Source organism: Phenylobacterium sp. (assembly GCF_044358365.1).
Lineage (GTDB): Bacteria > Pseudomonadota > Alphaproteobacteria > Caulobacterales > Caulobacteraceae > Phenylobacterium.
This window is the reverse complement of sequence record NZ_JBIKNZ010000003.1, coordinates 1-22590: the sequence shown is the minus strand read 5'-3', so window position 1 is coordinate 22590 and position 22590 is coordinate 1. Positions and strand designations below refer to the sequence as shown.

Sequence of the window (22590 nt, the reverse complement as noted above, 5' to 3'; positions counted from 1 at the left end):
CCCTGACGGACGGCGACGTCAACGGGCTTGCCATCACGTACTGTCCAACGCGAAAGTGAATTCAAGAGCGCCGAAGGGCGTCGACCAACAGGAGCAAACGCGCCATGCGGTTCGGGATCTTCTACGAGCACCAGCTGCCCAAACCCTGGAATCCGGGCGATGAGGCCAGGATGTTCCATGACGCCCTGGAGCAGGTCGTGCTCGCTGACCGGCTGGGCTATGACTACGCTTGGGAGGTGGAACATCATTTCCTCGAGGAATACTCCCACTCTTCCGCACCTGAGGTGTTCCTGTCAGCCTGTGCGGCCCTGACCAAGAACATCCGGGTAGGCCACGGCATCCGCCAGGTGATCCCCAACTACAATCATCCGGCGCGCACCGCCGAGGGTCTGGCGACCCTCGACATCATCTCCCGCGGCCGGCTCGACTTCGGCATCGGCGAGGGGGCGACCCGGCTGGAACTGGGCGGCTTCGGCATTCCCGCCCGCGAGAAGAGGGCCATGGCCATCGAGGCCGCCGAGCAGATCGCCAACATGATGGTGATGGACCCCTATCCGGGCTTTGAAGGGAAGAGCTTCTCCTTTCCCTGCCGCAATGTGATCCCCAAGCCGATGCAGTCACCCCATCCGCCCATGTGGATGGCCTGCACCAATCGCGACACCATCAAGGTGGCGGCTTCCCTTGGCGTCGGCGCGCTGGCCTTTTCCTTCGTCAATCCGGAGGAGGCGCGGGCCTGGGCCGATATCTACTACGGGATCATCAAGTCTGAAGCGTGTGTCCCCATCGGCCATGCGGTGAACGCCAACATCGCCATGGTCTCGAACTTCTCGGTCCATCACGATCGCGACGAGGCGATCCGACGCGGGCAGGAGGGGTTCGAGTTCTTCTCCTATGCGGTCAACGCCCTGGTGGCCCACGACGCCGTGCCGGGCCGCTCCACCCTGTTCGAGGATTTCCAGAAATCCCGCGCGGCCAGCGACGACGAGATAATCGCCGCGCGAAAAGCGGCGAAGTTCAACGCCAACGGCATTGGCACCCCCGACGATATCCGCCAGCATATCGCCGCCTTTCAGGCTGCAGGGGTGGATCAGGTGATCTTCCTGCAACAAGCTGGTCGTAACCGGCACGCTCACATCTGTGAGTCGCTGGAGTTGTTCGCCGCCGAGGTGATGCCGACGTTCAAGGCCGAGGTGGCAGAGCGTGAGGCCCGCAAGCAAAAGGAACTTGCGCCGTATCTCGCTGCGGCAATGGCGCGCAAGACATGGATGAAGCCGCTCGAGGATCACGAGATCCCCGTCGTCCCATCCTCTCGCCCAAAGGCCCAGATCAACGAGGCGGCGGGTTAGGCTGCGCGCCCGGCGGCGCCAATTGGGGGAGATCAGAATGACAACGACAACGGATGACGGGCTCCCGCCAGACCAGCGGGACGACCGCTTCTTTCTCGGCACTGTGATCGCCATGGCCGTGGTGCTCGTCGCGGGCTTCTCGGTTCAACTGGCGACGGGCAGATCCAGCTTCTCGGCGCCGCTGATGGTCCATGCGCATGCCGTCGTTTTCATGGGCTGGCTGGGCATCTACCTGTTGCAGAACATATTCGTCGCCACAGGTCGGAGCGCGCTTCATCGCCGCCTCGGCTGGATCGGCGCCGGCTGGATCCTGGCGATGCTCGTGCTCGGGTGCGCCGTGACCGTTGACATGGCGCGTCGGGGTGCGATCCCGTTCTTTTTCCGTCCGCTGCAGTTCCTGGTGTTCGATGTCCTGTCGCTGCTCACGTTCGTGGGACTGACCACAGCTGCGATCGCGCTGCGGCGACAGACAGACTGGCATCGACGCCTGCACTTTTGCGCGATGGCGATACTTCTCGGCCCCGGCCTTGGCCGACTGCTGCCCATGCCGCTGCTGACGCCCTGGGCCTGGGAGGCGACATTCGTCGTTTCATTGATCTTCCCCCTTGTCGGGATGTGGGCCGACCATCGTCGCAGCGGGCGCATCCACCCGGCCTGGAGTCGGGGGTTGGCGGCCATGTTCGGGCTGCTTCTGGTGGTCGAGGCTGTCACCTACAGCCCGCTCGGCGACGCGCTCTACAGGGCCGCGGTTGCGGGATCGCCGGGCGCAGCGGTGGCGCCGCTGGCCTTTCCCCCGCCCCCTGGTCCGCCCCCCATGGGCGAAGTCGGAGCCCGCTGAGACAAACAAGACTGACGGCCGCGATTTGCGAACTGGCCCAAAATAGGCGCATGTTCATGCGAGGGAGACACGTTCATGGCGGATGGCGCGATCAATCTGAAGGATGAGTTCCAGGCAAAGGCGTGGTCCACGCCGCTGGAGGACCTTAATCCAGGCGATCCCGAGCTTTTCCTGAACGACGCCCACTGGCCCTATTTCGAGCGCCTGCGCGCCGAGGCGCCGGTGCACTGGTGCAAGGAGAGTGAGTTCGGCCCCTATTGGTCGGTGACCCGATATCAGGACATCATGGCGGTGGACACCAACCACGCCACCTTCTCCTCGGATGCGGCGCTGGGCGGGATCACGATCCGTGACGCACGTCTGGATCTGCGGCGGCCCAGTTTCATCGCCATGGATCCGCCCAAGCACGACGTGCAGCGCAAGGCGGTCAGCCCCATCGTCTCCCCCGCCAACCTGATGCAGATGGAACCGATTATCCGCGAGCGGGCCGGCAAGATCCTCGACGCCCTGCCGGTTGGCGAAACCTTCGACTGGGTCGACCGGGTGTCCATCGAGCTCACCACACAGATGTTGGCCACGCTGTTTGACTTCCCCTTCGAGGAGCGTCGAAAGCTCACCCGTTGGTCCGATGTGGCGACAGCCTTGCCCGTGGCCGGCGGAATAGTTGAGACGGAAGAGGCCCGTCAGGCCGAGCTCATGGAGTGTCTGGCCTATTTCACCGGCCTCTGGAACGAGCGGGTGAACCTGCCGCCGCGAGGCGACCTGATCTCGATGATGGCCCACAGCGACGCCACCCGGAACATGAGCCCGGATGAGTATCTGGGGAATGTAATCCTGCTGATCGTGGGCGGTAACGATACCACCCGCAATTCCCTCAGCGGGGGTCTCTATGCCCTGAGCAAGTTCCCAGCCGAGTTCGAAAAGCTGCGCGCCGACCACAGCCTGGTCACCAGCATGGTTCCCGAGATCATCCGCTGGCAAACGCCGCTGGCCCATATGCGCCGCACGGCTGTCAAGGATGTGGAACTGGGTGGCCAGACCATCAAAAAGGGCGACAAGGTCGTCATGTGGTACGTCTCCGGCAACCGCGACGACGCCGAGATCGCCAACCCTGACGCCTTAATCATTGATCGCGAGCGTCCGCGCCAGCACCTGTCATTCGGCTTTGGCATCCATCGCTGCGTGGGCAATCGGCTCGCGGAGTTGCAGCTCAAGATCGTCTGGGAAGAAATTCTCAAGCGGTGGAGCCATATTGAGGTCATGGCCGAACCACGGCGCGTGCGCTCGAGCTTCGTAAAGGGCTACGAGAGTCTGCCGGTCAGGATCGTCGGTTAACCTTCACGGCGTCCAGGATACCCGTCCCCGTCGCATCCAACGCGGCCCGGTGTCAGGCGATCAGGGTTTCCAGGATATCTTCACGCCCCATGCGCCCATTCTTGGTTTGACCACGACCGAGTCGGTGGCGCGATACTTGAGCGTGCTCTCGGGCCTCGCCCACTGGAGCTGATATCGCACCACGTAGCCGTCGTGATCGGAAAGCCGCGGCTGGCCTTTTGCATTAGAGAACATCAGGTCGGTCTTCAGAGGGCGAATGCTCACCTGCTCATCTGAGACGAAGGCCTGCAGGTCCTGCGAGCGGAGCCAGGGTTCAGTGACAGGGTCAGCATCGCGTACGCCGCAGTCGGGCTCGGTCCGCTGACTGCAGTACTCGCTGACCACCGTGTAGGGGCGCTCCAGGGCGTTGAAGTAGTAGCGTTGCGGGGCGTTGCGCACATTGAAGTCACCGCCCACCACCATCGGGACCCCCGGCTGGCGGACTTTTTCGACGAAGGCGTTCAGCTGGCGCACCTGGCGATTGTGGGCGGCCAACGCGTCAGCTGGCGCGGCCCGCGAAGCGCGTTTGGAGTTCAGGTGAGTGTTGACGATGTCGATCGGTGTCGCATAGCCGTCGGGGACAATCCGCACGGACATGACGCCCTTGTTGGCGAAACAGTCCAGGCCCGCACAGTCGCCGAAAGCGTGGCGTCTGACGTCAATGATCGGGGCATCTGACAGGACGTGCAGCCCGGCGCTCGTCAGGCGGCCAAAGCCTGACCCACGCCCTGGCCCCCGCGCCCAGAAGCGGTATCCGCTGGTTTGCACCAGCTCGGCGATCTCGCTGCGGAACCCCTCCTGGATCAGCACCACATCGGGTTGTTGTCCTGATCGCCGCATCTGCGCCAGTTCCTGCCCGATCGCCCTCAATGCATCACCGCGCCCGCTAGCGATGGGCCATGGCAGTCCTCGCACATTGTAGGTCAGGACGCTGAGATCCCGGGTTGGGCTGGTGTCGGGATCGGAGGCGCCGCCAAGCACCCGGGACTCGACGGCCGGTCGCTCAATCGACGCTATGGGGGCTATATCTTCCAAGTACATCAACTGCCGCTCCAAAGACTTGCGCGCAGGATGAAGCGGATCTTGAATCGAACCGCGTTCGCCCCTCGTCGCGTTGCTCAAGTGCTGCCCGATGAATCTGTGATGAACTTCGAGCGGGGGCTAAATGATCTGATTGGGTTACCGGCCTGTGGCGTCTTTGCTGCAGTTTCATGTCGCGCGCGGAATTATTGATGGCGCAATCGTGCCTGTCTCACACTCTCGTGGCCGTAGGCGTTATCGATCCGCTGAGACGGTGGTGGTCCGCGCCGTGTCGCCGCAGGTCGGGGCCTGTTGGGCTGCCTCGTCGGACAGGATCTGGAACCTGGCCTCCAGATCATCAATAACCTGGGCGTTGGTGCTGCGCGCCAGAACTTCCTGGTTAAGGTACCGCGATGTCGCCGTGTAGTTGAAACTGCCGAACCAGGCTGATCGCTGACCACCGTCGTCAATGAGCACGAACTTGGCGTGCATTGGCAGGTCCCCTGCGTCGCAATAGCGCTGGATATTCACCCCCGCCCTGCCAAGATCCCGAACAACGCTTCGGGGCACCCGGCGGGTCGTCTCGTGAACCACCAGATCGATCTCGGCGCCCCGCTCCGCCGCCTCGGCCAACTGCCTGGCGAAGGGACCTTTGTCCATGTGCGAAATGGCCGCCTGAACCCGATCTCCCGGACCGAGTCTTTCGATCCGGCGGTCAACCACATCCGGCCTCAGGCGTGGGAAATAGTAGAGGCGCGCATCCTCGAACCTGCGGGGCCGATTCATCCGACTGGCGAAGCGCGAGACGCCCCGGCCTGTCCAGATTCGCTCAGCCTGGCGGTACAGCGAGCGGGCGACGCCCGGTTCGCGAAAGGCCACGAGCAGATTCTGGCCCCGGTCCTGGTCACCGATTTGCGCCAGCAATCCGGGGTTGGGAATTTCGTCCCCCGAAGGATTGAACGACCCGATCAGGGCTTCCGGCTGCGGACCGGAAAAGGCGTAGATCTTGGTGTGAAGGTGCGCCAACCCGAACCAGGCCCGCTGCACACGCAGGTCATCACCGAGTTCCGCCCGGAGCATGTCAATAACGGCGCGGTTGGCATCGGGGCTGCGGGGGCTGGCCTCGATGCGGATTCGCACCCGAACACCACGTCGGTGGGCCGCCACAAGGCTTCCAGCGAGATCCCGGTCGCGGAAATAGTAAGTAGCCCAGACGATTTCGCTGCCAGCCGGCGCGGCCTCTACCCGGGCCTTCAGGACATCACGCAGCGCGCGAGGCGCCTGATCCGGGCCGCCATAATAGACTTCCGTCAGCGGTCGGATCGCCGCAGGCGAGGCCACCGCCCGGTCGATCATCGGTGGCGCATCAATGTCCAGCCACATGCCAGTCTCGCGTCAATGCCGTCAGTTCCAAACCTACATTCCCCTGCTCTCGAACGCCAATTTGAACGTCGCGCGACGCGGCTGTACGCGCGCCCGCCGCCGCATCTTCGGCGCCAGTTGGAAGATTCTGCCCCCGGCCAGCGGTCCTGCCCATCGACAAGGGCCGATCATGCCGGGTAAATGCGCCCGAGATGCACGTACGGCCCTCCTCAAGTGAGGTATCGGGTCGCGGTTACGCGTGCTTGTGTGAGAGACGACGATGGGACTGCCCAAGCCGCAAGGACTGTACGATCCGGCGAACGAGCACGATGCGTGCGGCGTGGGCTTTGTCGCGAATATCAAAGGCCGCAAATCGCACGAGGTTGTCCGGTCCGGTCTGCAGATCCTGCTGAATATCGACCATCGCGGCGCCGTGGGCGCCGACCCGCTTGTGGGTGATGGTGCGGGCTGCCTTATCCAGATTCCCGATGTCCTGTACCGCGCCTGGGCCGAAGAGGCTGGCGTTGAGCTCCCGCCGCCAGGCGAATATGCGGTCGCAATGTGCTTCCTGCCGCAGGATCCGCTTAGCCGAACTGCGGCCATGGAGCAGTTCGAGCACTTCCTGCGCGTGGAAAAGCAGCCGCTGATCGGGTGGCGCGACGTGCCCACGGATCCGACAGGCCTGGGCGAAGCCGTGCTGGCGTCGATGCCGGTGGTGCGGCAGGCGTTTATCGGCCGGGGTCCCAATGTAAAGGACCAGGACGCTCACGAGCGCAAGCTGCTGGCCGTGCGCAAGCAGTTCCAGAATCCCTTGGCCGACGTCGCGGCCAAGCGGGGCCTGCCGGATCTGGTCAACGTTTACCTACCATCCCTGTCCACGCGCACCGTGGTCTACAAGGGCCTGTTGCTGGCCGGCCAGGTGGGGACCTTCTACAAGGACCTGTCGGACGAGCGATGCACGTCGGCCCTGGCGCTGGTCCACCAACGATTCTCCACCAACACCTTCCCGTCCTGGAAGCTGGCCCACCCGTACCGGTTCATTGCCCATAACGGCGAGATCAACACGGTCCGCGGCAATGTGAACTGGATGAACGCACGGCGCCGTTCGCTGGAAAGCGACCTGATCGGCCCGGACCTCAACAAGATGTGGCCGCTGATCCCGCACGGCCAGTCAGACACCGCCTGCCTCGACAATGCGCTCGAGCTGCTGGTGGCAGGCGGAATTCCGTTGGCCCAGGCGGTGATGATGCTGATCCCGGAGGCTTGGGCCGGCAATCCGCTGATGGACGCCAAGCGGAAGGCTTTCTACGAGTATCACGCCGCGCTTATGGAGCCTTGGGACGGCCCTGCTGCGGTGGCCTTCACGGATGGCCGCCAGATCGGCGCCACCCTGGATCGGAACGGTCTGCGCCCGGCGCGTTTCGTGATCACTGACGAAGACCACGTGATCATGGCTTCCGAGGTCGGCGTGCTGGACGTTCCGGAAGCGCGCATCGTCCGTAAGTGGCGTCTTCAGCCCGGCAAGATGCTGCTCATCGACATGGAAGAAGGCCGCATCATCGAGGACGAGGAGATCAAGCGGACCCTCGCCGAAGCCGAACCCTATGAGGAATGGCTGGCGGAAACCCAGTTCAAGCTGGAAGAGCTCTCCATGGAGGGCGTCGTCGGCGAAGCGGTCACCAATGACCCCGAGACCCTTCTCGATCGCCAGCAGGCGTTTGGTTACACCCAGGAAGACCTGCAGTTCTTCCTGGAGCCCATGGGCCGCGACGGGGACGATCCTATCGGCTCCATGGGCGCCGACACGCCCATCGCCGTACTCTCGCAGCGTCCGAAGCTGATATACGAGTACTTCAAGCAGAACTTCGCTCAGGTCACCAACCCGCCGATCGATCCGATCCGCGAGGAGCTGGTCATGAGCCTTGTGTCCATGATCGGCCCCCGACCCAACCTGCTGGGCCGCAACGCCGGAACCCACAAGCGGCTGGAAGTGGCCCAACCCATCCTCACCGATGAAGATCTGGCCAAGATCCGCGCCGTAAATGAGCTGCTGGATGGCGCTTTCCGCACCGCCACCCTCGATGCCACCTGGGCGGCGGAGGAGGGCGCCGACGGCCTCGATGCGGCCATCGAGCGCCTTTGCCGTGAGGCCACCGACGCCGTGCTGGCCGACAACAATATACTCATCCTGTCTGACCGCGAGGTCTCCGCGGACCGCATTCCAATCCCGGCGGCCCTGGCTACGGCGGCGGTGCACCATCACCTGATCCGCCAGGGCCTGCGTATGCAGACCGGCCTGGTCGTCGAGACCGGCGAGGCCCGCGAGGTGCATCACTTCTGTGTGCTGGCCGGCTATGGCGCCGAGGCCGTCAATCCCTACCTCGCCTTCCAGACCCTGGAGCAGTTACGGGTCCGCAACGGCCTCACGCTTTCAGCTTACGAGGTCCGCAAGAACTATATCAAGGCGGTTGGCAAGGGCATCATGAAGGTGATGTCCAAGATGGGCATCTCCACCTACCAGTCCTATTGCGGCGCCCAGATTTTCGACGCCGTTGGCTTGTCGACCGACCTGATCGACCGGTACTTCACCGGCACAGCCTCGACCATTCAGGGGGCCGGCCTGATCGAGATCGCCAAGGAAAGCGTCCGCCGCCACCGCGACGCCTTCGGCGACAATCCAATTTACCGGACGATGCTGGATGTAGGCGGCCAGTACGGTTGGCGGCTGCGCGGCGAGAGCCATGCCTGGACGCCGGAAGCGGTCTCGGGCCTTCAGCACGCCGTTCGCGGCAACCTGCCCGACGCCTACCAGCGCTTCGCCGATGAGATCAACGAGCAGAGCGAACGCCTGCTCACCATCCGCGGCCTGATGCGTTTCACCGACGGCGCCGCGGTCCCGTTGGACGAGGTCGAACCGGCGTCGGAGATCGTCAAGCGCTTCTCCACGGGAGCCATGTCGTTTGGCTCGATCAGCCGGGAAGCCCACACCACGCTGGCGATCGCCATGAACCGCATCGGTGGTCGGTCCAACACGGGCGAAGGCGGTGAGGAGCCGGATCGCTTCGTCCGGATGGCCAATGGCGACTCCATGCGTTCGGCGATCAAGCAGGTCGCCTCGGGCCGGTTCGGCGTGACCACCGAGTATCTGGTCAACGCCGACGACATCCAGATCAAGATGGCACAGGGCGCCAAGCCCGGCGAAGGCGGCCAGCTTCCCGGCCACAAGGTCGACGCCAACATCGCCCGTGTACGTCACTCGACGCCGGGCGTAGGCCTGATCAGCCCGCCGCCGCATCACGATATCTATTCGATCGAGGATCTGGCCCAGCTGATCCACGACCTGAAGAACGTGAATTCGAAGGCGCGGATTTCTGTGAAGCTGGTCTCGGAGGTGGGCGTGGGCACCGTGGCGGCCGGCGTCGCCAAGGCCCGGGCCGATCATGTCACCATTTCTGGCTTCGAGGGCGGTACTGGCGCCTCCCCACTGACCTCCCTGACCCATGCTGGATCGCCCTGGGAAATCGGCCTGGCCGAGACCCAGCAGACGCTGCTGCTCAACGGCCTGCGCGCCCGCATTGCGGTGCAGGTGGACGGGGGCCTCCGTACCGGCCGGGACGTGGCCATCGGCGCGTTGCTGGGGGCCGATGAATTCGGGTTTGCTACTGCTCCGCTGATCGCGGCGGGCTGTATCATGATGCGCAAGTGCCACCTCAACACCTGCCCGGTAGGGGTCGCGACCCAGGATCCGGTGCTGCGCGCGCGCTTCACCGGCCAGCCCGAGCATGTGATCAACTACTTCTTCTTCGTGGCCGAGGAACTGCGGGCGATCATGGCCCAGCTGGGCTTCCGGACGGTCGCCGAGATGATCGGTCGGGTTGATCGTCTCAACATGGCTCCGGCGCTGGACCACTGGAAGGCCCACGGTATCGACCTGTCACGCATCCTCTATTCCGTGCCGGACCAGGGCCAGAAGAGCCTGCGTAATGCCGAGCACCAGAACCATGGCCTGGAGCACGCTCTGGACCACACCCTGATCGCCGATGCGCAGGAGGCTCTTGAGAAGGGGTCGCCGGTTCGCGGCGAATACGCCGTGCGCAACATCAACCGAACCGTAGGTGCGATGCTCTCCGGTGAGGTGGCCAAGCGCTATGGCCATGCGGGTCTGGCCGATGACACGATCGCGCTCATGTTCAAGGGTACGGCCGGCCAGAGCTTCGGCGCCTTTGCGGCGCGGGGCGTCAGCCTGACTCTTGTCGGGGACGCCAACGACTATGTGGGCAAGGGCCTGTCCGGCGGCCGCGTGGTGGTGCGTCAGCCTGCGGGATCGCTGCGTGACCCGACCCAGAACATCGTCGTGGGCAATACGGTGCTCTACGGCGCGATCGCGGGTGAAGCCTATCTTGAGGGCGTGGCCGGCGAGCGGTTCGCCGTGCGGAATTCCGGCGCGGTGGCGGTCGTCGAGGGCGTGGGCGACCACGGCTGCGAGTACATGACCGGCGGCGTCGTGGTCGTTCTCGGCGATACCGGCCGAAATTTCGCGGCTGGCATGAGTGGCGGCGTGGCCTATGTCTACGATCCCCGACGCCGCTTCGATCCGCTTTGCAACAAGGCCATGGTCGATCTTGAGCCGGTTGGGCCCGCCCAGGGCGGCGATGACGCGGGTCGACCCGGCCAGCGCTCCGTCTCGGTGGACAACAATGGCATGGGCGACCTATTGGCCTTCGATGCAGAGCGGTTGCGCATCCTGATCGAGCGCCATCACCTGCATACCGGTAGCAAGCGCGCGGCCGAGATCCTGGATAACTGGGACAAGGCTCTCCTGTCCTTCGTCAAGGTCATGCCAAAGGACTACCGCCGCGCACTCACCGATATGGCGCGCGAGCGCGCCGCCGCCGCCGCCGCCGTCGCGGCTGAATAGTAAAGTTTACGGGGGACTACATGGGCAAGCCCACCGGCTTCCTGGAGATCGAGCGTCATGACCGCGGCTACGCGCCCGTGGCCGAACGCCTGAAGCACTGGAAGGAATTCGTCGAACCCCTGCCGCAGGCTGAACTGCAGCAGCAGGCGTCCCGCTGCATGAGCTGCGGGATCCCGTTCTGTCACCAGGGCTGCCCGGTGAACAACCAGATCCCGGATTTCAACGATCTGGTTTATCGCGACCAATGGCGCGATGCGCTGGACAACCTGCAGTCCACGAACAATTTTCCGGAATTCACCGGTCGCATCTGCCCTGCCCCATGCGAGGCGTCCTGTACGCTGAACATCCCGGATACGCCGGTCACGATCAAGTCGATCGAGTGCCAGATCATTGATCGCGGATGGGAAGAAGGCTGGGTCACGCCCCAGCCCTCGGAGCGCGGCACCGGAAAGCGCGTGGCCGTGGTCGGTTCGGGCCCGGCTGGCCTGGCCTGCGCCCAGCAGTTGGCGCGCGCGGGCCATGCGACCACAGTGTTCGAGAAGTCGGACCGTCCCGGCGGCCTGCTGCGGTACGGCATTCCCGACTTCAAGATGGAAAAGCACCTCATCGACCGGCGCATCCGGCAGATGGAGGCGGAGGGCGTCATCTTCCGCTGCAATTTCGAGGTCGGTGTCGACGTCTCGGTCCAGCGGCTGCTGGATGACTACGATGTGCTGGTCATGGCCAACGGCGCTGAAGACCCCCGCGACCTGAACGCCCACGGCCGGGATCTGGACGGCATCCACTATGCCATGGAGTTCCTGACCCAGCAGAACAAGCGCAATGCGGGCGATCAAGAGGACGTAGCGGCGCCCGCCGGCACGCTGTCGGCAAAGGGCAAGCACGTGGTGGTGATCGGCGGCGGTGACACCGGCTCCGACTGCATCGGTACTTCAAACCGCCAGGGCGCGGCCTCGGTCGTCCAGCTCGAGATCATGCCGCAGCCGCCCGAGCACGAGAACAAGGCGCTGACCTGGCCTGACTGGCCGCTGAAGATGCGCACCTCTTCCTCACAGCAGGAAGGCGTCGAGCGCGACTTCGCCGTCGCCACCCGCCGCGCGCTGGGGCAGGATGGTCGTGTAACCGCGCTCGATTGCGCCCGCCTGGAATGGGTCGCCGGCGATGACGGCCGCATGCAGATGCGTGAAGTCGAAGGGTCGGCCTTTGAGCTGAAGGCTGACCTGGTGCTGCTGGCCATGGGGTTCGTGGGGCCCCGCAAGTCGGGACTTATCGAGCAGAGCGCCGTCGAGCTGGACGCCCGCGGCAACGTCAAGGCCAACGTGCAGGACTACCGCACCTCCGACGCCCGGATCTTCGCCTGCGGAGACGCCCGTCGCGGTCAGTCGCTCGTGGTCTGGGCCATCCGCGAAGGCCGCCAGTGCGCCCGCGCCATCGATGCGCACCTTATGGGGGTGTCGAAGCTGCCGCGATAGCGCAGGTTGACAGCCGGCTCCGATGAGATCACGCTTTTGTGATAGGCCGGAGATCTCTGCTATGGACGCGAAGGTGTTGGCGACAGGGCTCATCTTTCTCGCCTTGGTCGGCTGTGCGAAAAAGGAAGAGGCGCCGGCGGCGGAAGCGTTTGGGCCCTTCAGCAGTCCAGGCCAACGCGGCCGCTATGTAGCGGTGGGGCTCTACACGCCGGGCGATTTGTGGGAGCAGTTGCGCCCAGCGGTGTCAGCCCAGAGCGTTCAGCCAGCTGTCGTGGACCCCCAGGCCGCAAGTCTCAACGACGACGAGCAGGTTGTCGTTGTGATGGACAGCAAGACTGGCGAACTTCGCCAGTGCGGTAACCTGAGCGGCCACTGCATCGGCTTCAACCCCTGGGCCAAGCCGCTTGGCGTAGAGCAGAAGGCGCCAGTGAAGCTGGTGAAGACAGCGCAGCAACTCAAGGCCGAGGTCATGGCTGCGCAGGAAGCATTGGAGCGGGACCACAACAAAGGGTTGGCGGCCAGGGACCCCGCCCGCTCTCAGTCCCCCGCCAATTGACGCCAGCCCACGGCGCGTACCCGCGCGGCGCCCAGCACTCCGGCGAGAGGCGTCGCTGAAAACATCCCGGCGAACGCGGCATCGCGCACGTTCAGCCCGCCCGCATAGGCGCCGAAAGCCGGCAGGATGATCCGCTGGCCGTCGGTGATGAAGCAGCGGCGACGCACTGTCCCGCGCGGCGCCCTGACGCGCGCCGCCGGGTGCAGGTGGCCGGCCACTTCGCCGGGTTGCAGACCGGGTTGCGGCTCGTGTCGGAAGGTGAGCCCCGCCAGCACAAGTTCGTCCACCGCATCACCTGGCAGATTCTGCGGCCCGTCGGCGTCGTGGTTGCCGATGACCCAGACCAGCCTGCGACCCGCCGCCAGCCTTCGTAGCCGATCGGTGTCGTCCGCCGCCAGCCGGTCTTCGCTGCGCCGGTCATGGAAGGTGTCGCCCAGCAGGACAACGGTGTCGGGGACCAGCGCCGCTATCTCCGCCTCCAGCCGTTGCAGGGTCTCGCGGGTGTCATAGGGCGGCAGCATCTGACCGCGCGCGGCATAGCTCGACCCTTTCTCGAGATGCAGGTCCGCCACCACGAGCGTCCTGACAGCCTCCAGCCATAGTGCGCCGGAGCATCGCAGGACGACCTCGCCGGCGCCGAGGGCAATCCTGAGTCCTCCACACGCATTGAGGGCCACAGTTCCTCCCCCCTTGGGGGATGTGGCGGCGAAGCCGACGGAGGGGGCTTCATCCGGAACGATCGCGGCGGCGGAAGCCCCCTCCACCGCTTCGCGGTCCCCCTCCCCCGAGGGGGGAGGAACTAGAGATCCTACATCCTGCCTCATCCCATGGCCTCGGCGATCAGCTCGTCCTCGGCTTCCGCCAGGATCATGTCGGCCGCCCCGCCAGGGGAGCGCTCCTTGCCGATCTCCAGCAGGATCGGCACCGAGAACGGCGACAGATGTTCGAGCGGCGCATGACGGATCCGGCCCTTGATCCGCGCCAGCATCCCCGCCAGCCGCGCTACATCCACCAGGCCGGTCGCCGCATCGGCCCGCGCGCAACGCAGTAACAGATGGTCCGGCTGATGGCGGCGCAGGACGTCGTAGATCAGGTCGGTTGAAAAGGTGATCTGGCGCCCCGTCTTTTGTTCCTGTCCCGGGAACCGCCGCTCGATCAGCCCGGAAATGATCGCACAACCCTTGAAGGCTCGCTTCATCATCAAGCTCTCGGAGAGCCATGATTCCAGGTCGTCGCCCAGCATGTCCTCGGCGAACAACTCCTCATGGTCCAGTGCGTCCATCGGATTCAGCGCCCAGATCGCCAGCGCATAGTCGTTGCAGACAAACCCCATTGGCCCGATGCCGAGACGCTCAAGACGGCGTGTCAGCAGCATGGCCAGCGTCGTGTGGGCCAGCCGGCCCTCGAACGGATAGATCACCATGAAGTTGCGCTTGCCGCGCGGAAAGGTCTCCAGTAGCAGCTCGTCCTCGCCCACGATCCGGGATCGATCTCTTTGGGCCTCCAGCCATTCGCGGACATCGGCCGGCAATACGCCCCATTGGTTCTGATCGAACATCAACTGCCGCACCCGCTTTGCCAGGTAGGTGGACAGCGCGAACTTCGAACCGCCCCAGGACGGCATCTTGGGATCCTTGTCGTTGGCCGGCTTCACCAGCACATCGAGATTGGTCACACCCACCAGCGACCAGACCTGACCGGCGAACACGAAGGTGTCGCCTGGGTCCAGCATCTCCAGCATGCCCTCCTCGACCTCGCCGATCTTCCTGCCGCCTCGACCGCCGCGCATGGCGATCCGCACCGCCAGCATGGCCGGTGAGACAATGGCGCCGACGTTCAACCGGTGGCGCTGGGCGGTCGGCAGGTCGCGCACGCGCCACAGGCCGTCCTGCCCCTGCACGATCCGGCGAAACCGGTCGTAGGTCTTCAGCGCGTAGCCGCCCGTGGAAACGAAATCGACGACCTGCTCGAAGTCCTCCCAGATGAGGTCGCGATAGGGTCCGGCGGAGCGGACCTCGTCGTAGAGCGCCAGCAGTTCGAAGGGTTCGGAGACCGCGCACCCCATGACGTGTTGCGCCAGAACGTCCAGCGCGCCCACCCGGGCCGGGTCGCCGTCCAGCCGGTTCTCGGCGATGGCTTCGCGCGCGGCCTGGCACTCCAGCATTTCAAACCGGTTGGCCGGCACGAACAGCGCGCGTGATGGCTCGTCCAGCCGATGATTGGCGCGTCCGATCCGTTGCACCATCCGCGATGCGCCCTTGGGGCTGGCCAGCTGGATCACCAGGTCCACATCGCCCCAGTCGATTCCAAGATCCAGAGTTGAGGTGCAGACCACGGCGCGAAGCTCGCCCCGGGCCATGGCCGCCTCCACCTTGCGCCGCTGCTCGGCCGCCAGGCTGCCGTGATGCAGGGCGATGGGAAGGCTGTCGTCGTTCAGCCGCCAGAGTTCCTGAAAGGCAAACTCCGCCTGAAACCGCGTGTTGACGAACACCAGGGCGATCCGGCTCTTTCTGATCACCTCATAGACTTCGGCCATCGCGTGTTTGGCTGTATGTCCCGCCCACGGCACCCGGCCTTCCGACAACAGCATGTCCACAATGGGCTGCGCGCCGGCCGGCCCACGGACGAGGTCGATCTCCTTTGTTCCTCCCCCATCGGGGGAGGGGGACCGCGAAGCGGGGGAGGGGGCCAGCCCCAGGCTCGGCGCGCCCCACATGCTCCCTTTATTCGCGTCAAGGCGATCCCCCTTTTCCGGCGAGGGAGGAGCAAGGCGGGTCCCACCCCCCACCACCTCAACCGCCCGATGGTTCCCCATCCAGGCCTTGATCACCTCGGGATCGTCCACCGTCGCGCTCAGCCCGACGCGGCGCATCGCCGGAGCCAGCACCTGAAGCCGGGCCAGATCCAGCGCCAGCAGGTCGCCGCGTTTCGACGAATGCAGCGTGTGGATTTCATCCAGGATCACGCAGCGCAGGTCTTCGAAGAACAGCCGCGCGCCTTCCCAGGCGCACAGCAAGGCCAGTTGCTCGGGCGTGGTCAGCAAGATGTCCGGGGGCTTGATCCTCTGGCGTTGGCGGCGCGCGATGCCGGTGTCCCCGGTACGGCTCTCAGCCACAATCTTCAGGCCCATCTCGGCGATAGGCGCCCCCAGGTTTCGCTCTACATCCACCGCCAGCGCTTTCAGAGGTGAGATGTAGATGGTGTGCAGGCCTCTTGGCGTATTGGCGGGGGGCCTCTGCGACAGGTCGATCAGACTGGGCAGAAACCCTGCCAGCGTCTTGCCGCCGCCGGTGGGCGCGATCAGCAGGGCGTCACGGCCCTCCATTCCCTTTGCCACCATCTCCAGCTGATGTGAGCGCGCGGTCCAGCCGCGCCCCGCGAACCAGTTCCGGAACGCAGGCGGCAAGTGGTCGTCGGCAGGTCTGGCGGCGTCAGCCATACGCCATCCATATCACGTTCACTTTCCGTTTCACTGGTGTTGGTCGTGGATTCGGGTTGAGTAACGCCCATGAGGAACAGTCTCGCCGCCCTGGTCGCAACCCTGCTCTGCGCCTGCTCACCGCCTTCCGCCAGCGTTGGCGCACCGGTCCCCCCAACCGTCCGCGATCCGGCAGGATTCCCGGCGGCAGACCGTCCCGTCGCGGGCATCGTTTCACCGGAGTGGTCCAGCGGCCCCGACCGGGACGCCGCTGATGAATCGGGGCAGTTGATCCGTGCGCTGGGCATCCGCAAGGGCATGGTGGTGGCCGACATCGGTGCAGGGTCGGGGTACCATACCCTGCGGCTGTCGCCGGCCGTCGGACCGCAGGGCCTCGTCTATGCCGAAGACATCGTGGAGGCCTATGTCGCGGGCCTTCGCCGCGAGGCCGAACGCCGCAAGCTTGCCAACGTCAGGATCGTCATCGGGACCGCCGACGATCCGAAATTGCCTGCGGCGACCATGGACCGTGCGGTGCTGGTCCACATGTACCATGAGATCGAGAGCCCCTACGCCCTGCTGTGGAACCTGGCGGGCGCCATGAAGCCCGGTGGTCTTGTTGGCGTCATCGACCTTGATCGGAAAATCGAGAACCACGGTACGCCGCCGGCCCTGCTCAGGTGTGAGTTTGAAGCCGTGGGATATCGCCGGGTCTCCCATATCGATATGGCCGGCGGAACCGGCTACATCGCCATCTTCGAGGCGCCGAAGGCTCGCCCGAAGCCGACCGACATCAAACCCTGTCGGGCCAAGCCCTAAGCTGCGCGCGGTGAATCCCAGACGCCGTCCCAGTCGGTCGCAGGCGGTTCGCCGACCAGGATGCGGCAGCGTTCCAGCATCAGGGCGGCGGGCCGGTCGCCCGGCGCCAGGACGAGGGCAGCCTCGAACGCCGCCACCGCATCTGCCCAGCGGCCTTCCGCCATCGCCGTCCGCCCCTCGGCATAGGTCGCAATCGCGGCCTGGCTCAGCGGCGCCTCGGCCGTGACCACCTGGAAAATCTTGGAAGGTTGGGTGCGGCCCCGCACCCGGATGGTGTCAAGTTCGCGCAGGCGGTGGGCGCCGCCGACCGCTCTGGCCGTGTCTTCACAGATTACAATGCCCACGCCATAGGTCTTGGTGATCTTCTCGAGACGCGAGGCCAGGTTCACCGAGTCCCCGATCACTGTGTAGTCCATGCGTTTGGGCGAGCCGATGGTGCCGGCCACCACCTCGCCGCTGGCGATGCCAACGCCCAGCCTTAGGTCGATGCCGCCGCGCGCCGCGCGCCGGGCATTGATCGCCACCAGCATCGCCGACATCGCCACTGTCCGCCAAGCAGGACGGGGGCGGTAAGCGGTCCGTGTGCGGAATAGTCCACCTGTCCGCCGACCGGCTTTGGCGCAGCTCGGTCGATATTCTCGACGAACAGCGGCGCCATCAGCAGGCACATCAGGGCGATGACGGCCATCGCAAATCGCAGCCGGGGCCCACGCGCCAGATTCCGCGCGCGCGGGGCCGTCTGAACCCCGGTCTCTATCGCCTGCGTCACCCCCAAAACCCTCCGCAGCCGTACTATCGCACCGCAAATCGGCGACTGTCACGCGGGCCGTTTGGATCGATTCGTGCTGACCCAGCGTCATGCTCTGTCGGGATTATGGTGCGCGAAACCTTGGGAGGATCGTGATGAAAGACTTCGCCGGAAAATTCGCAGTGGTCACGGGCGGCGGCACGGGCATGGGTCGAGAGCTGGCGCGCCAGCTGATCGCCGAGGGTTGCAGCGTCGCCATGTGCGACGTCTCGATGAAGAACATGGAACGCACCATTGCGCTGGCCCAGGCCGACGGCGTGCCCCAGGGCGCCCGCATCACGGCGCACCTGGCCGATGTGTCCGATGAAGCCCAGCTGATCGCCTTCCGCGACGCGGCGCTGGCGGCCCACGACATGGATCGCCTGCACCTGCTCTTCAACAACGCCGGCATCGGCGGGGGCGGGTCAATGATCAACACCGACCGCGCCGAATGGGAACTCACGTTCAACGTCTGCTGGGGTGGGGTCTATCTGGGGGTGCGTACCTTCCTGCCGCTGATGCAGGCTGCGGACGAGGCGCACATCATCAATACCTCGTCGGTCAACGGCTTCTGGGCCAGCCTGGGCCCCCACGTGTCGCACACGGCGTACGCCGCGGCGAAGTTTGCGGTGAAGGGCTTCACCGAGGCGCTGGTCACCGACCTGCGGCTGACCGCGCCCCACATCAAATGTTCGGTGGTGATGCCCGGCCACATCGGCACCGAGATCGTCGCCAATTCCCGCAAGGTGATCGCCGGCACCGACGATGACGCCATGTCGGCCGACGAACTTGCCCGTGCGCGCACCCGCATGGCCGCCGCAGGGATCGACGCTGCCGCGATCCCGGACGCCGGGATCCAGGCCCTGGTCGCCGAACAGGCCCGCCGCTTCCACGACGATGCGCCGATGAGCGCCGCGGAGGCCGCCAAGGTCATTCTGGACGGCGTGAAGGCCGACCGCTGGCGCATCCTGGTGGGTGAGGACGCGCATGCGCTCGACAGCATGGTCCGGGCGGATCCGGAACAGGCCTACGAGGCGGGCTTTTACCAGCGCATGGCCACAGAGGCTGGTTGGCGATTGAATGTGGCGGCGGCGTCCGAGGGATAGGGACCCCTTTAGGCCCGCTGCGGGATCACCACTGGCAGCGTCTCGTAGCCTTTGACGAAGGTGGAATAGACCCGCTTCGGCGGGGCGACCACACGGATTTCGGGGAAGCGCTTCAGGATTTCTTCCCAGATGATGGTCAGCTGTAGCTCGGCCAGCCGGTTGCCCACGCAGCGGTGAATGCCGAAGCCGAACGAGATGTGCTGGCGCGGACGGTCGCGATCAATGATGTAGTCGTTCGGTCGCTCGATGACCTCTTCGTCTCGGTTGCCGGAGACGTACCACATGACAACCTTGTCGCCCTTCTTGATCTGCTTGCCCCGAAACTCATAGTCCTGCAGCGCCGTCCGGCGCATGTGGGCCAGAGGCGTCTGCCACCGGATCGTTTCCGAGACCATCGAGGTGATCAGTTCGGGATTGGCGCGCAGCTTTGCGTACTGGTCAGGGTTCTGGTTCAGCGCCAGGACCGAACCGGAGATGGTGTTGCGGGTGGTGTCGTTTCCGCCCACGGTGAGCAGCACCACGTTGCCGAAGAATTCCCGCGGTTCCATGTTCCGGGTCGCCGGGCTGTGGGCCAGCATCGAGATCAGGTCGCCCGACGGCGGCGCGTTGACCTTGGCGTTCCACAGCTTGGTGAAATAGGCGTGGTACTCGCCGAAAATCGCCATCTTCTGTTCCAGGGTGTCGATCAGGCCCTGACCCGGCGCGGCGGTGACCACGTCAGACCAGTAGATCAGCTGGCGACGGTCTTCCTGCGGCATGTCGAAGAGGGTGGCCAGCGTCATGCCGGTAAGCTCTTTCGAGACGCGCTCGACCCAGTCAAACTCCTCGCCGATCGGCAGGCTGTCGAGGATCTGGCCGGCGCGTTCACGGATCTGCGGCGCCATCAACGCCAGGTTCATCGGCGAGACCGCCGGCGTCACCGCCTTGCGCTGGACATCATGTTTGGGCGGGTCCATGGCGATGAACATCGGCAGCGGATCCATGTTCGACTGGCCGCCCGCAATGGTGATGCCGCCCAGCATATAGTCTGACGAGAACACCTGATGATTGGTGTCGATCGCCATGATGTCGTTGTACCTGGTGATGGACCAGTAGGGGCCGAACTCGTGCTCGGTGCAGTAGTGGACGGGGTCTTCAGCGCGAAGACGCTCGAAGATTGGCCACATCGCATCTGCCTGAAACAGCTTCGGCTGTGCCGGGTTCAGTTTTTCCAGAGGGAGCGCATAGGCCTCGGCTCGCGCCGCTTCCAGCCCAGCCATGTTTCCGTCCGCCGCCATGGTCATTTCCTCACGTTCGTTGTTCGACAGTGAACGCCGATAACCGACGTTTTGGAAGAGAAGAATGTTCGGAACCGACTCTTAAGGCTTGGCCTGGATACTCGATCTTCCGTTGAGTCGCCGGGGCACAGGCCAGAAATGCATCGTCACATCGCACCTCCCCGCCGCCCTCTCTCGCGTCGCCATCTGGTGCTTGGCCTGGGCGCGGGCCTTTTGGCGACCGGAGCTGCCATCGCTCAGGAAGCCGAAGAAGCCGCTGGCCGCAATGCGGCGCCCCGCAAACCTGCCCCGCGCCGTTCGCGGGCAGCGCCCAAACCCGCCGCAAAACCCGCGACCGCCCCGGCGCCGGCGCCCGCCGCGGCGCATACCGGCGCATCCGTCGGCCCGGAGGAGGCCATGGCCCGCCTCGTCGCCGGCAATGAGCGCTATGTGTCCGGCTTTTCGGCCCACCCCAACAACGACCTGGCACGGCGCGGCAAGGTGGCGGCGGGCCAGACCCCATTCGCCACGATCCTGACCTGCGCCGACAGCCGGGTTCCGCCGGAACTGCTGTTCGACCAGGGCCTCGGAGATCTGTTTGTCTGCCGCGTGGCCGGCAATGTGGTGGACGACGCCCTGCTCGCTTCGCTGGAGTATTCGGTCATCCACCTGGGTTCGACCCTGATCATGGTGCTGGGTCACGAGCGCTGCGGCGCGGTGAAGGCAACCATCGACGCACTGGCGGGGAAGGGCGATCCGAACGACGCCGGCACCAAGATCGGAGCGCTGGCTGCCTTGATTGCACCCGCCGTGCGTGCGGCTCCGGCCGACGCGCCAGACAAGCTGGATGCGGTTGTCTCGATCAACGCCAGCCATGCGGCGGCCGAGATTTTCGTGAACAGCCCGCCGCTGCGCGCGCGCGTGCTGGCTGGCAAACTCAAGATCGTCGCGGCGCGTTACGATCTGGACGACGGCAAGGTCACCCCGGCGCGGAGCTAGCTGTCGGGTTGCCGTGGCGTGCGCCGGATCTTCAGGCCGGCGCCCCCTCGGCCTCCAGCCGCGTCATCCAGTAGTCCGCATCGAACGATGGATCGCCGCTGAGGTAGCGCCACAGCTTCACGCGGTTCACGAACTCCAGGCGTCCGGTGTCCTGCTCGAACCAGGGCTCCGGCGTCATCAGGATCGCCGCGACGCTCTCCGGATCTGACGGGGTTTTCACATAGAAGATAGGCCTTTGCGGGGCGCGCGGCTCAATCGGCTCAGCATCCCAGCGGCGTACCTGTGAGCCAGAGGCGTGCACGCGGATCTTGAACATGTAGCGGGTGCGGTCCGACAGGTTCACGCCGCCGCCGTGCCAGATACCGTGATGCAGGAAGAGCAGGGTGCCCGCTTCACAGACCATGTGCTGTTGCCCGCGGATGTTCTGATAGCGCCCCAGCGCCACTTCACTGACCTTGCGCAGGTGGGTGCCGGGGATGAACCGCGTGCCGCCCATGGGCCGGGTCACCTTGTGCGGATAGTACATCACCTGCACATCGAAGGCCTGCCGTGGGTCGATGGTCGAGTCCTGGTGGGTATGCTGGCTGACGCTCTCGCCGCCCGAGGCCGCGTGATAGGCGGGCGGAAACGTGATGTGTAGAAAGTGGTGGTCGAACACCGGGTCATCGCCCAGCAGGCTTTGCAGCGCCCCGCGCACCAGCGGCAGATCCAGCAACCGCGAGATGGCGCTGCCCTCGGGATAGGTCTGGCTGAGCGGTGTGCCCGCCGATACCTCCGGGATCGCATTGGCCGCCAGCGCCTTGCCATAGGTTTTCATCAGCCGCTCGCCCGGCTTCGGCTCGGCGACCTCGCCGGCCTCGGCCATGAACTGGGCGTTGATGTCGTCCGGCACCACGGCATCGAATCGCAGGAAGCCGCGGGCCACGAAGCGGGCCATCTGGGCGGAGCTGAGCAGGGGCGGGGCCTGGCTCATGGGGTCACCTCAACCAGTTGTTCGAACCAGAATTCGTACTTCAGATAGGCGATGTCGAATTCCTCGCCCCGCGCATGCGGGTTCAGCTGGGATGCCTGGAACAGTCGCCAACCATCCTTCAGCGCGGCCAGACCGGTGACGTATGGAACCTCTTCGCTGTCGCCGGCCATATGCAGTTTTTCGCCGGTCCCGTCATAGACGGCCCAGGCGATGGTCGGCGCGTCCAGCGCGCTGTTGGCCAGATAGAGGACCAGGACTTTCTGGCGGGTCACGGGTTTTGGCTTCCTTAACCGAGGGCGAAGTTCGGCATGGTGTTCAAGGCCTCCCACGGCACGCTCATGTGCGA

17 protein-coding genes are annotated in these 22590 nt (G+C 65.1%); 9 read left to right on the top strand and 8 right to left on the bottom strand.

What is annotated here, in order from left to right:
- The first annotated feature begins 104 nt into the window (after nucleotides 1-104).
- From ACIQ3B_RS01510 to ACIQ3B_RS01500, 3 genes are all read left to right on the top strand, one after another.
- Nucleotides 105-1346 carry an LLM class flavin-dependent oxidoreductase gene (locus ACIQ3B_RS01510; protein ID WP_397399472.1) on the top strand — a complete coding sequence of 414 codons (1242 nt, stop codon included), beginning with the start codon at nucleotides 105-107 and terminating at the stop codon, nucleotides 1344-1346.
- 37 nt (nucleotides 1347-1383) lie between these two features.
- Nucleotides 1384-2184, top strand: a complete 801-nt coding sequence (locus tag ACIQ3B_RS01505) for a hypothetical protein (protein WP_397399470.1) — start codon at nucleotides 1384-1386, stop codon at nucleotides 2182-2184.
- 75 nt (nucleotides 2185-2259) lie between these two features.
- On the top strand, nucleotides 2260-3519 hold the full coding sequence (locus ACIQ3B_RS01500) for a cytochrome P450 (RefSeq protein WP_397399468.1): 1260 nt from the start codon (nucleotides 2260-2262) through the stop codon (nucleotides 3517-3519).
- 60 nt (nucleotides 3520-3579) lie between these two features.
- Here the strand turns inward: ACIQ3B_RS01500 and ACIQ3B_RS01495 are convergent, their stop codons facing one another.
- Nucleotides 3580-4599 (bottom strand): endonuclease/exonuclease/phosphatase family protein, encoded by a 1020-nt coding sequence (locus ACIQ3B_RS01495; protein ID WP_397399466.1) that lies wholly within the window; start codon nucleotides 4597-4599, stop codon nucleotides 3580-3582.
- A 234-nt stretch (nucleotides 4600-4833) separates the two neighbouring features.
- Nucleotides 4834-5961, bottom strand: a complete 1128-nt coding sequence (locus tag ACIQ3B_RS01490) for a phosphatidylserine/phosphatidylglycerophosphate/cardiolipin synthase family protein (protein WP_397399464.1) — start codon at nucleotides 5959-5961, stop codon at nucleotides 4834-4836.
- Nucleotides 5962-6220: 259 nt separating this feature from the next.
- On the opposite strand from ACIQ3B_RS01490, the gene gltB reads away from it, so the two are divergent.
- The 3 genes from gltB (at nucleotide 6221) to ACIQ3B_RS01475 (ending at nucleotide 12886) form a co-directional block, all read left to right on the top strand.
- Nucleotides 6221-10858, top strand: coding sequence for a glutamate synthase large subunit (gene gltB, locus ACIQ3B_RS01485; protein ID WP_397399462.1), 4638 nt, complete (start codon nucleotides 6221-6223; stop codon nucleotides 10856-10858).
- 20 nt (nucleotides 10859-10878) lie between these two features.
- Complete coding sequence (locus ACIQ3B_RS01480) at nucleotides 10879-12330, top strand: glutamate synthase subunit beta (RefSeq protein ID WP_397399460.1); 1452 nt, start codon at nucleotides 10879-10881, stop codon at nucleotides 12328-12330.
- Nucleotides 12331-12391: 61 nt separating this feature from the next.
- Complete coding sequence (locus ACIQ3B_RS01475) at nucleotides 12392-12886, top strand: hypothetical protein (RefSeq protein ID WP_397399458.1); 495 nt, start codon at nucleotides 12392-12394, stop codon at nucleotides 12884-12886.
- Here ACIQ3B_RS01475 and pdeM read toward each other — a convergent pair.
- Together pdeM and ACIQ3B_RS01465 are read right to left on the bottom strand one after the other, a co-directional pair.
- Nucleotides 12868-13563: a ligase-associated DNA damage response endonuclease PdeM gene (gene pdeM, locus ACIQ3B_RS01470; RefSeq protein ID WP_397399456.1), complete on the bottom strand. Its 696-nt coding sequence runs from the start codon at nucleotides 13561-13563 to the stop codon at nucleotides 12868-12870. The two genes, ACIQ3B_RS01475 and pdeM, sit on opposite strands and share 19 nt — an antisense overlap.
- Before the next feature lie 143 nt (nucleotides 13564-13706).
- Nucleotides 13707-16325, bottom strand: a complete 2619-nt coding sequence (locus tag ACIQ3B_RS01465) for a ligase-associated DNA damage response DEXH box helicase (RefSeq protein ID WP_397399454.1) — start codon at nucleotides 16323-16325, stop codon at nucleotides 13707-13709.
- 69 nt (nucleotides 16326-16394) lie between these two features.
- Here ACIQ3B_RS01465 and ACIQ3B_RS01460 point away from each other — a divergent pair, with 69 nt between their 5' ends.
- The gene (locus tag ACIQ3B_RS01460; RefSeq protein ID WP_397399452.1) at nucleotides 16395-17123 is read left to right on the top strand and encodes a class I SAM-dependent methyltransferase; all 729 of its coding nucleotides are present in this window, start codon (nucleotides 16395-16397) and stop codon (nucleotides 17121-17123) included.
- On the opposite strand, the gene ACIQ3B_RS01455 is transcribed toward ACIQ3B_RS01460, so the two are convergent.
- A complete protein-coding gene (locus tag ACIQ3B_RS01455) occupies nucleotides 17120-17662 on the bottom strand; it encodes an adenylate/guanylate cyclase domain-containing protein (RefSeq protein ID WP_397399450.1) in 543 nt (180 codons plus the stop codon). The two genes, ACIQ3B_RS01460 and ACIQ3B_RS01455, sit on opposite strands and share 4 nt — an antisense overlap.
- 364 nt (nucleotides 17663-18026) lie before the next feature.
- Between ACIQ3B_RS01455 and ACIQ3B_RS01450 the strand changes: the two genes are divergently transcribed.
- A complete protein-coding gene (locus ACIQ3B_RS01450; RefSeq protein ID WP_397399448.1) occupies nucleotides 18027-19016 on the top strand; it encodes an SDR family NAD(P)-dependent oxidoreductase in 990 nt (329 codons plus the stop codon).
- Between the two features lie 8 nt (nucleotides 19017-19024).
- Here ACIQ3B_RS01450 and ACIQ3B_RS01445 read toward each other — a convergent pair whose 3' ends face one another.
- Nucleotides 19025-20293 carry a cytochrome P450 gene (locus ACIQ3B_RS01445; protein WP_397399446.1) on the bottom strand — a complete coding sequence of 423 codons (1269 nt, stop codon included), beginning with the start codon at nucleotides 20291-20293 and terminating at the stop codon, nucleotides 19025-19027.
- A gap of 138 nt (nucleotides 20294-20431) precedes the next feature.
- Here ACIQ3B_RS01445 and ACIQ3B_RS01440 point away from each other — a divergent pair, with 138 nt between their 5' ends.
- Complete coding sequence (locus tag ACIQ3B_RS01440) at nucleotides 20432-21271, top strand: carbonic anhydrase (protein WP_397399444.1); 840 nt, start codon at nucleotides 20432-20434, stop codon at nucleotides 21269-21271.
- Nucleotides 21272-21302: 31 nt separating this feature from the next.
- On the opposite strand, the gene ACIQ3B_RS01435 is transcribed toward ACIQ3B_RS01440, so the two are convergent.
- A complete protein-coding gene (locus ACIQ3B_RS01435; protein ID WP_397399442.1) occupies nucleotides 21303-22244 on the bottom strand; it encodes a phytanoyl-CoA dioxygenase family protein in 942 nt (313 codons plus the stop codon).
- Entirely contained in the window at nucleotides 22241-22516 is a 276-nt protein-coding gene (locus ACIQ3B_RS01430; RefSeq protein WP_397399440.1) for a hypothetical protein, read from the bottom strand. The genes ACIQ3B_RS01435 and ACIQ3B_RS01430 overlap by 4 nt, the downstream gene beginning before the upstream one ends.
- Nucleotides 22517-22590 lie beyond the last annotated feature (74 nt).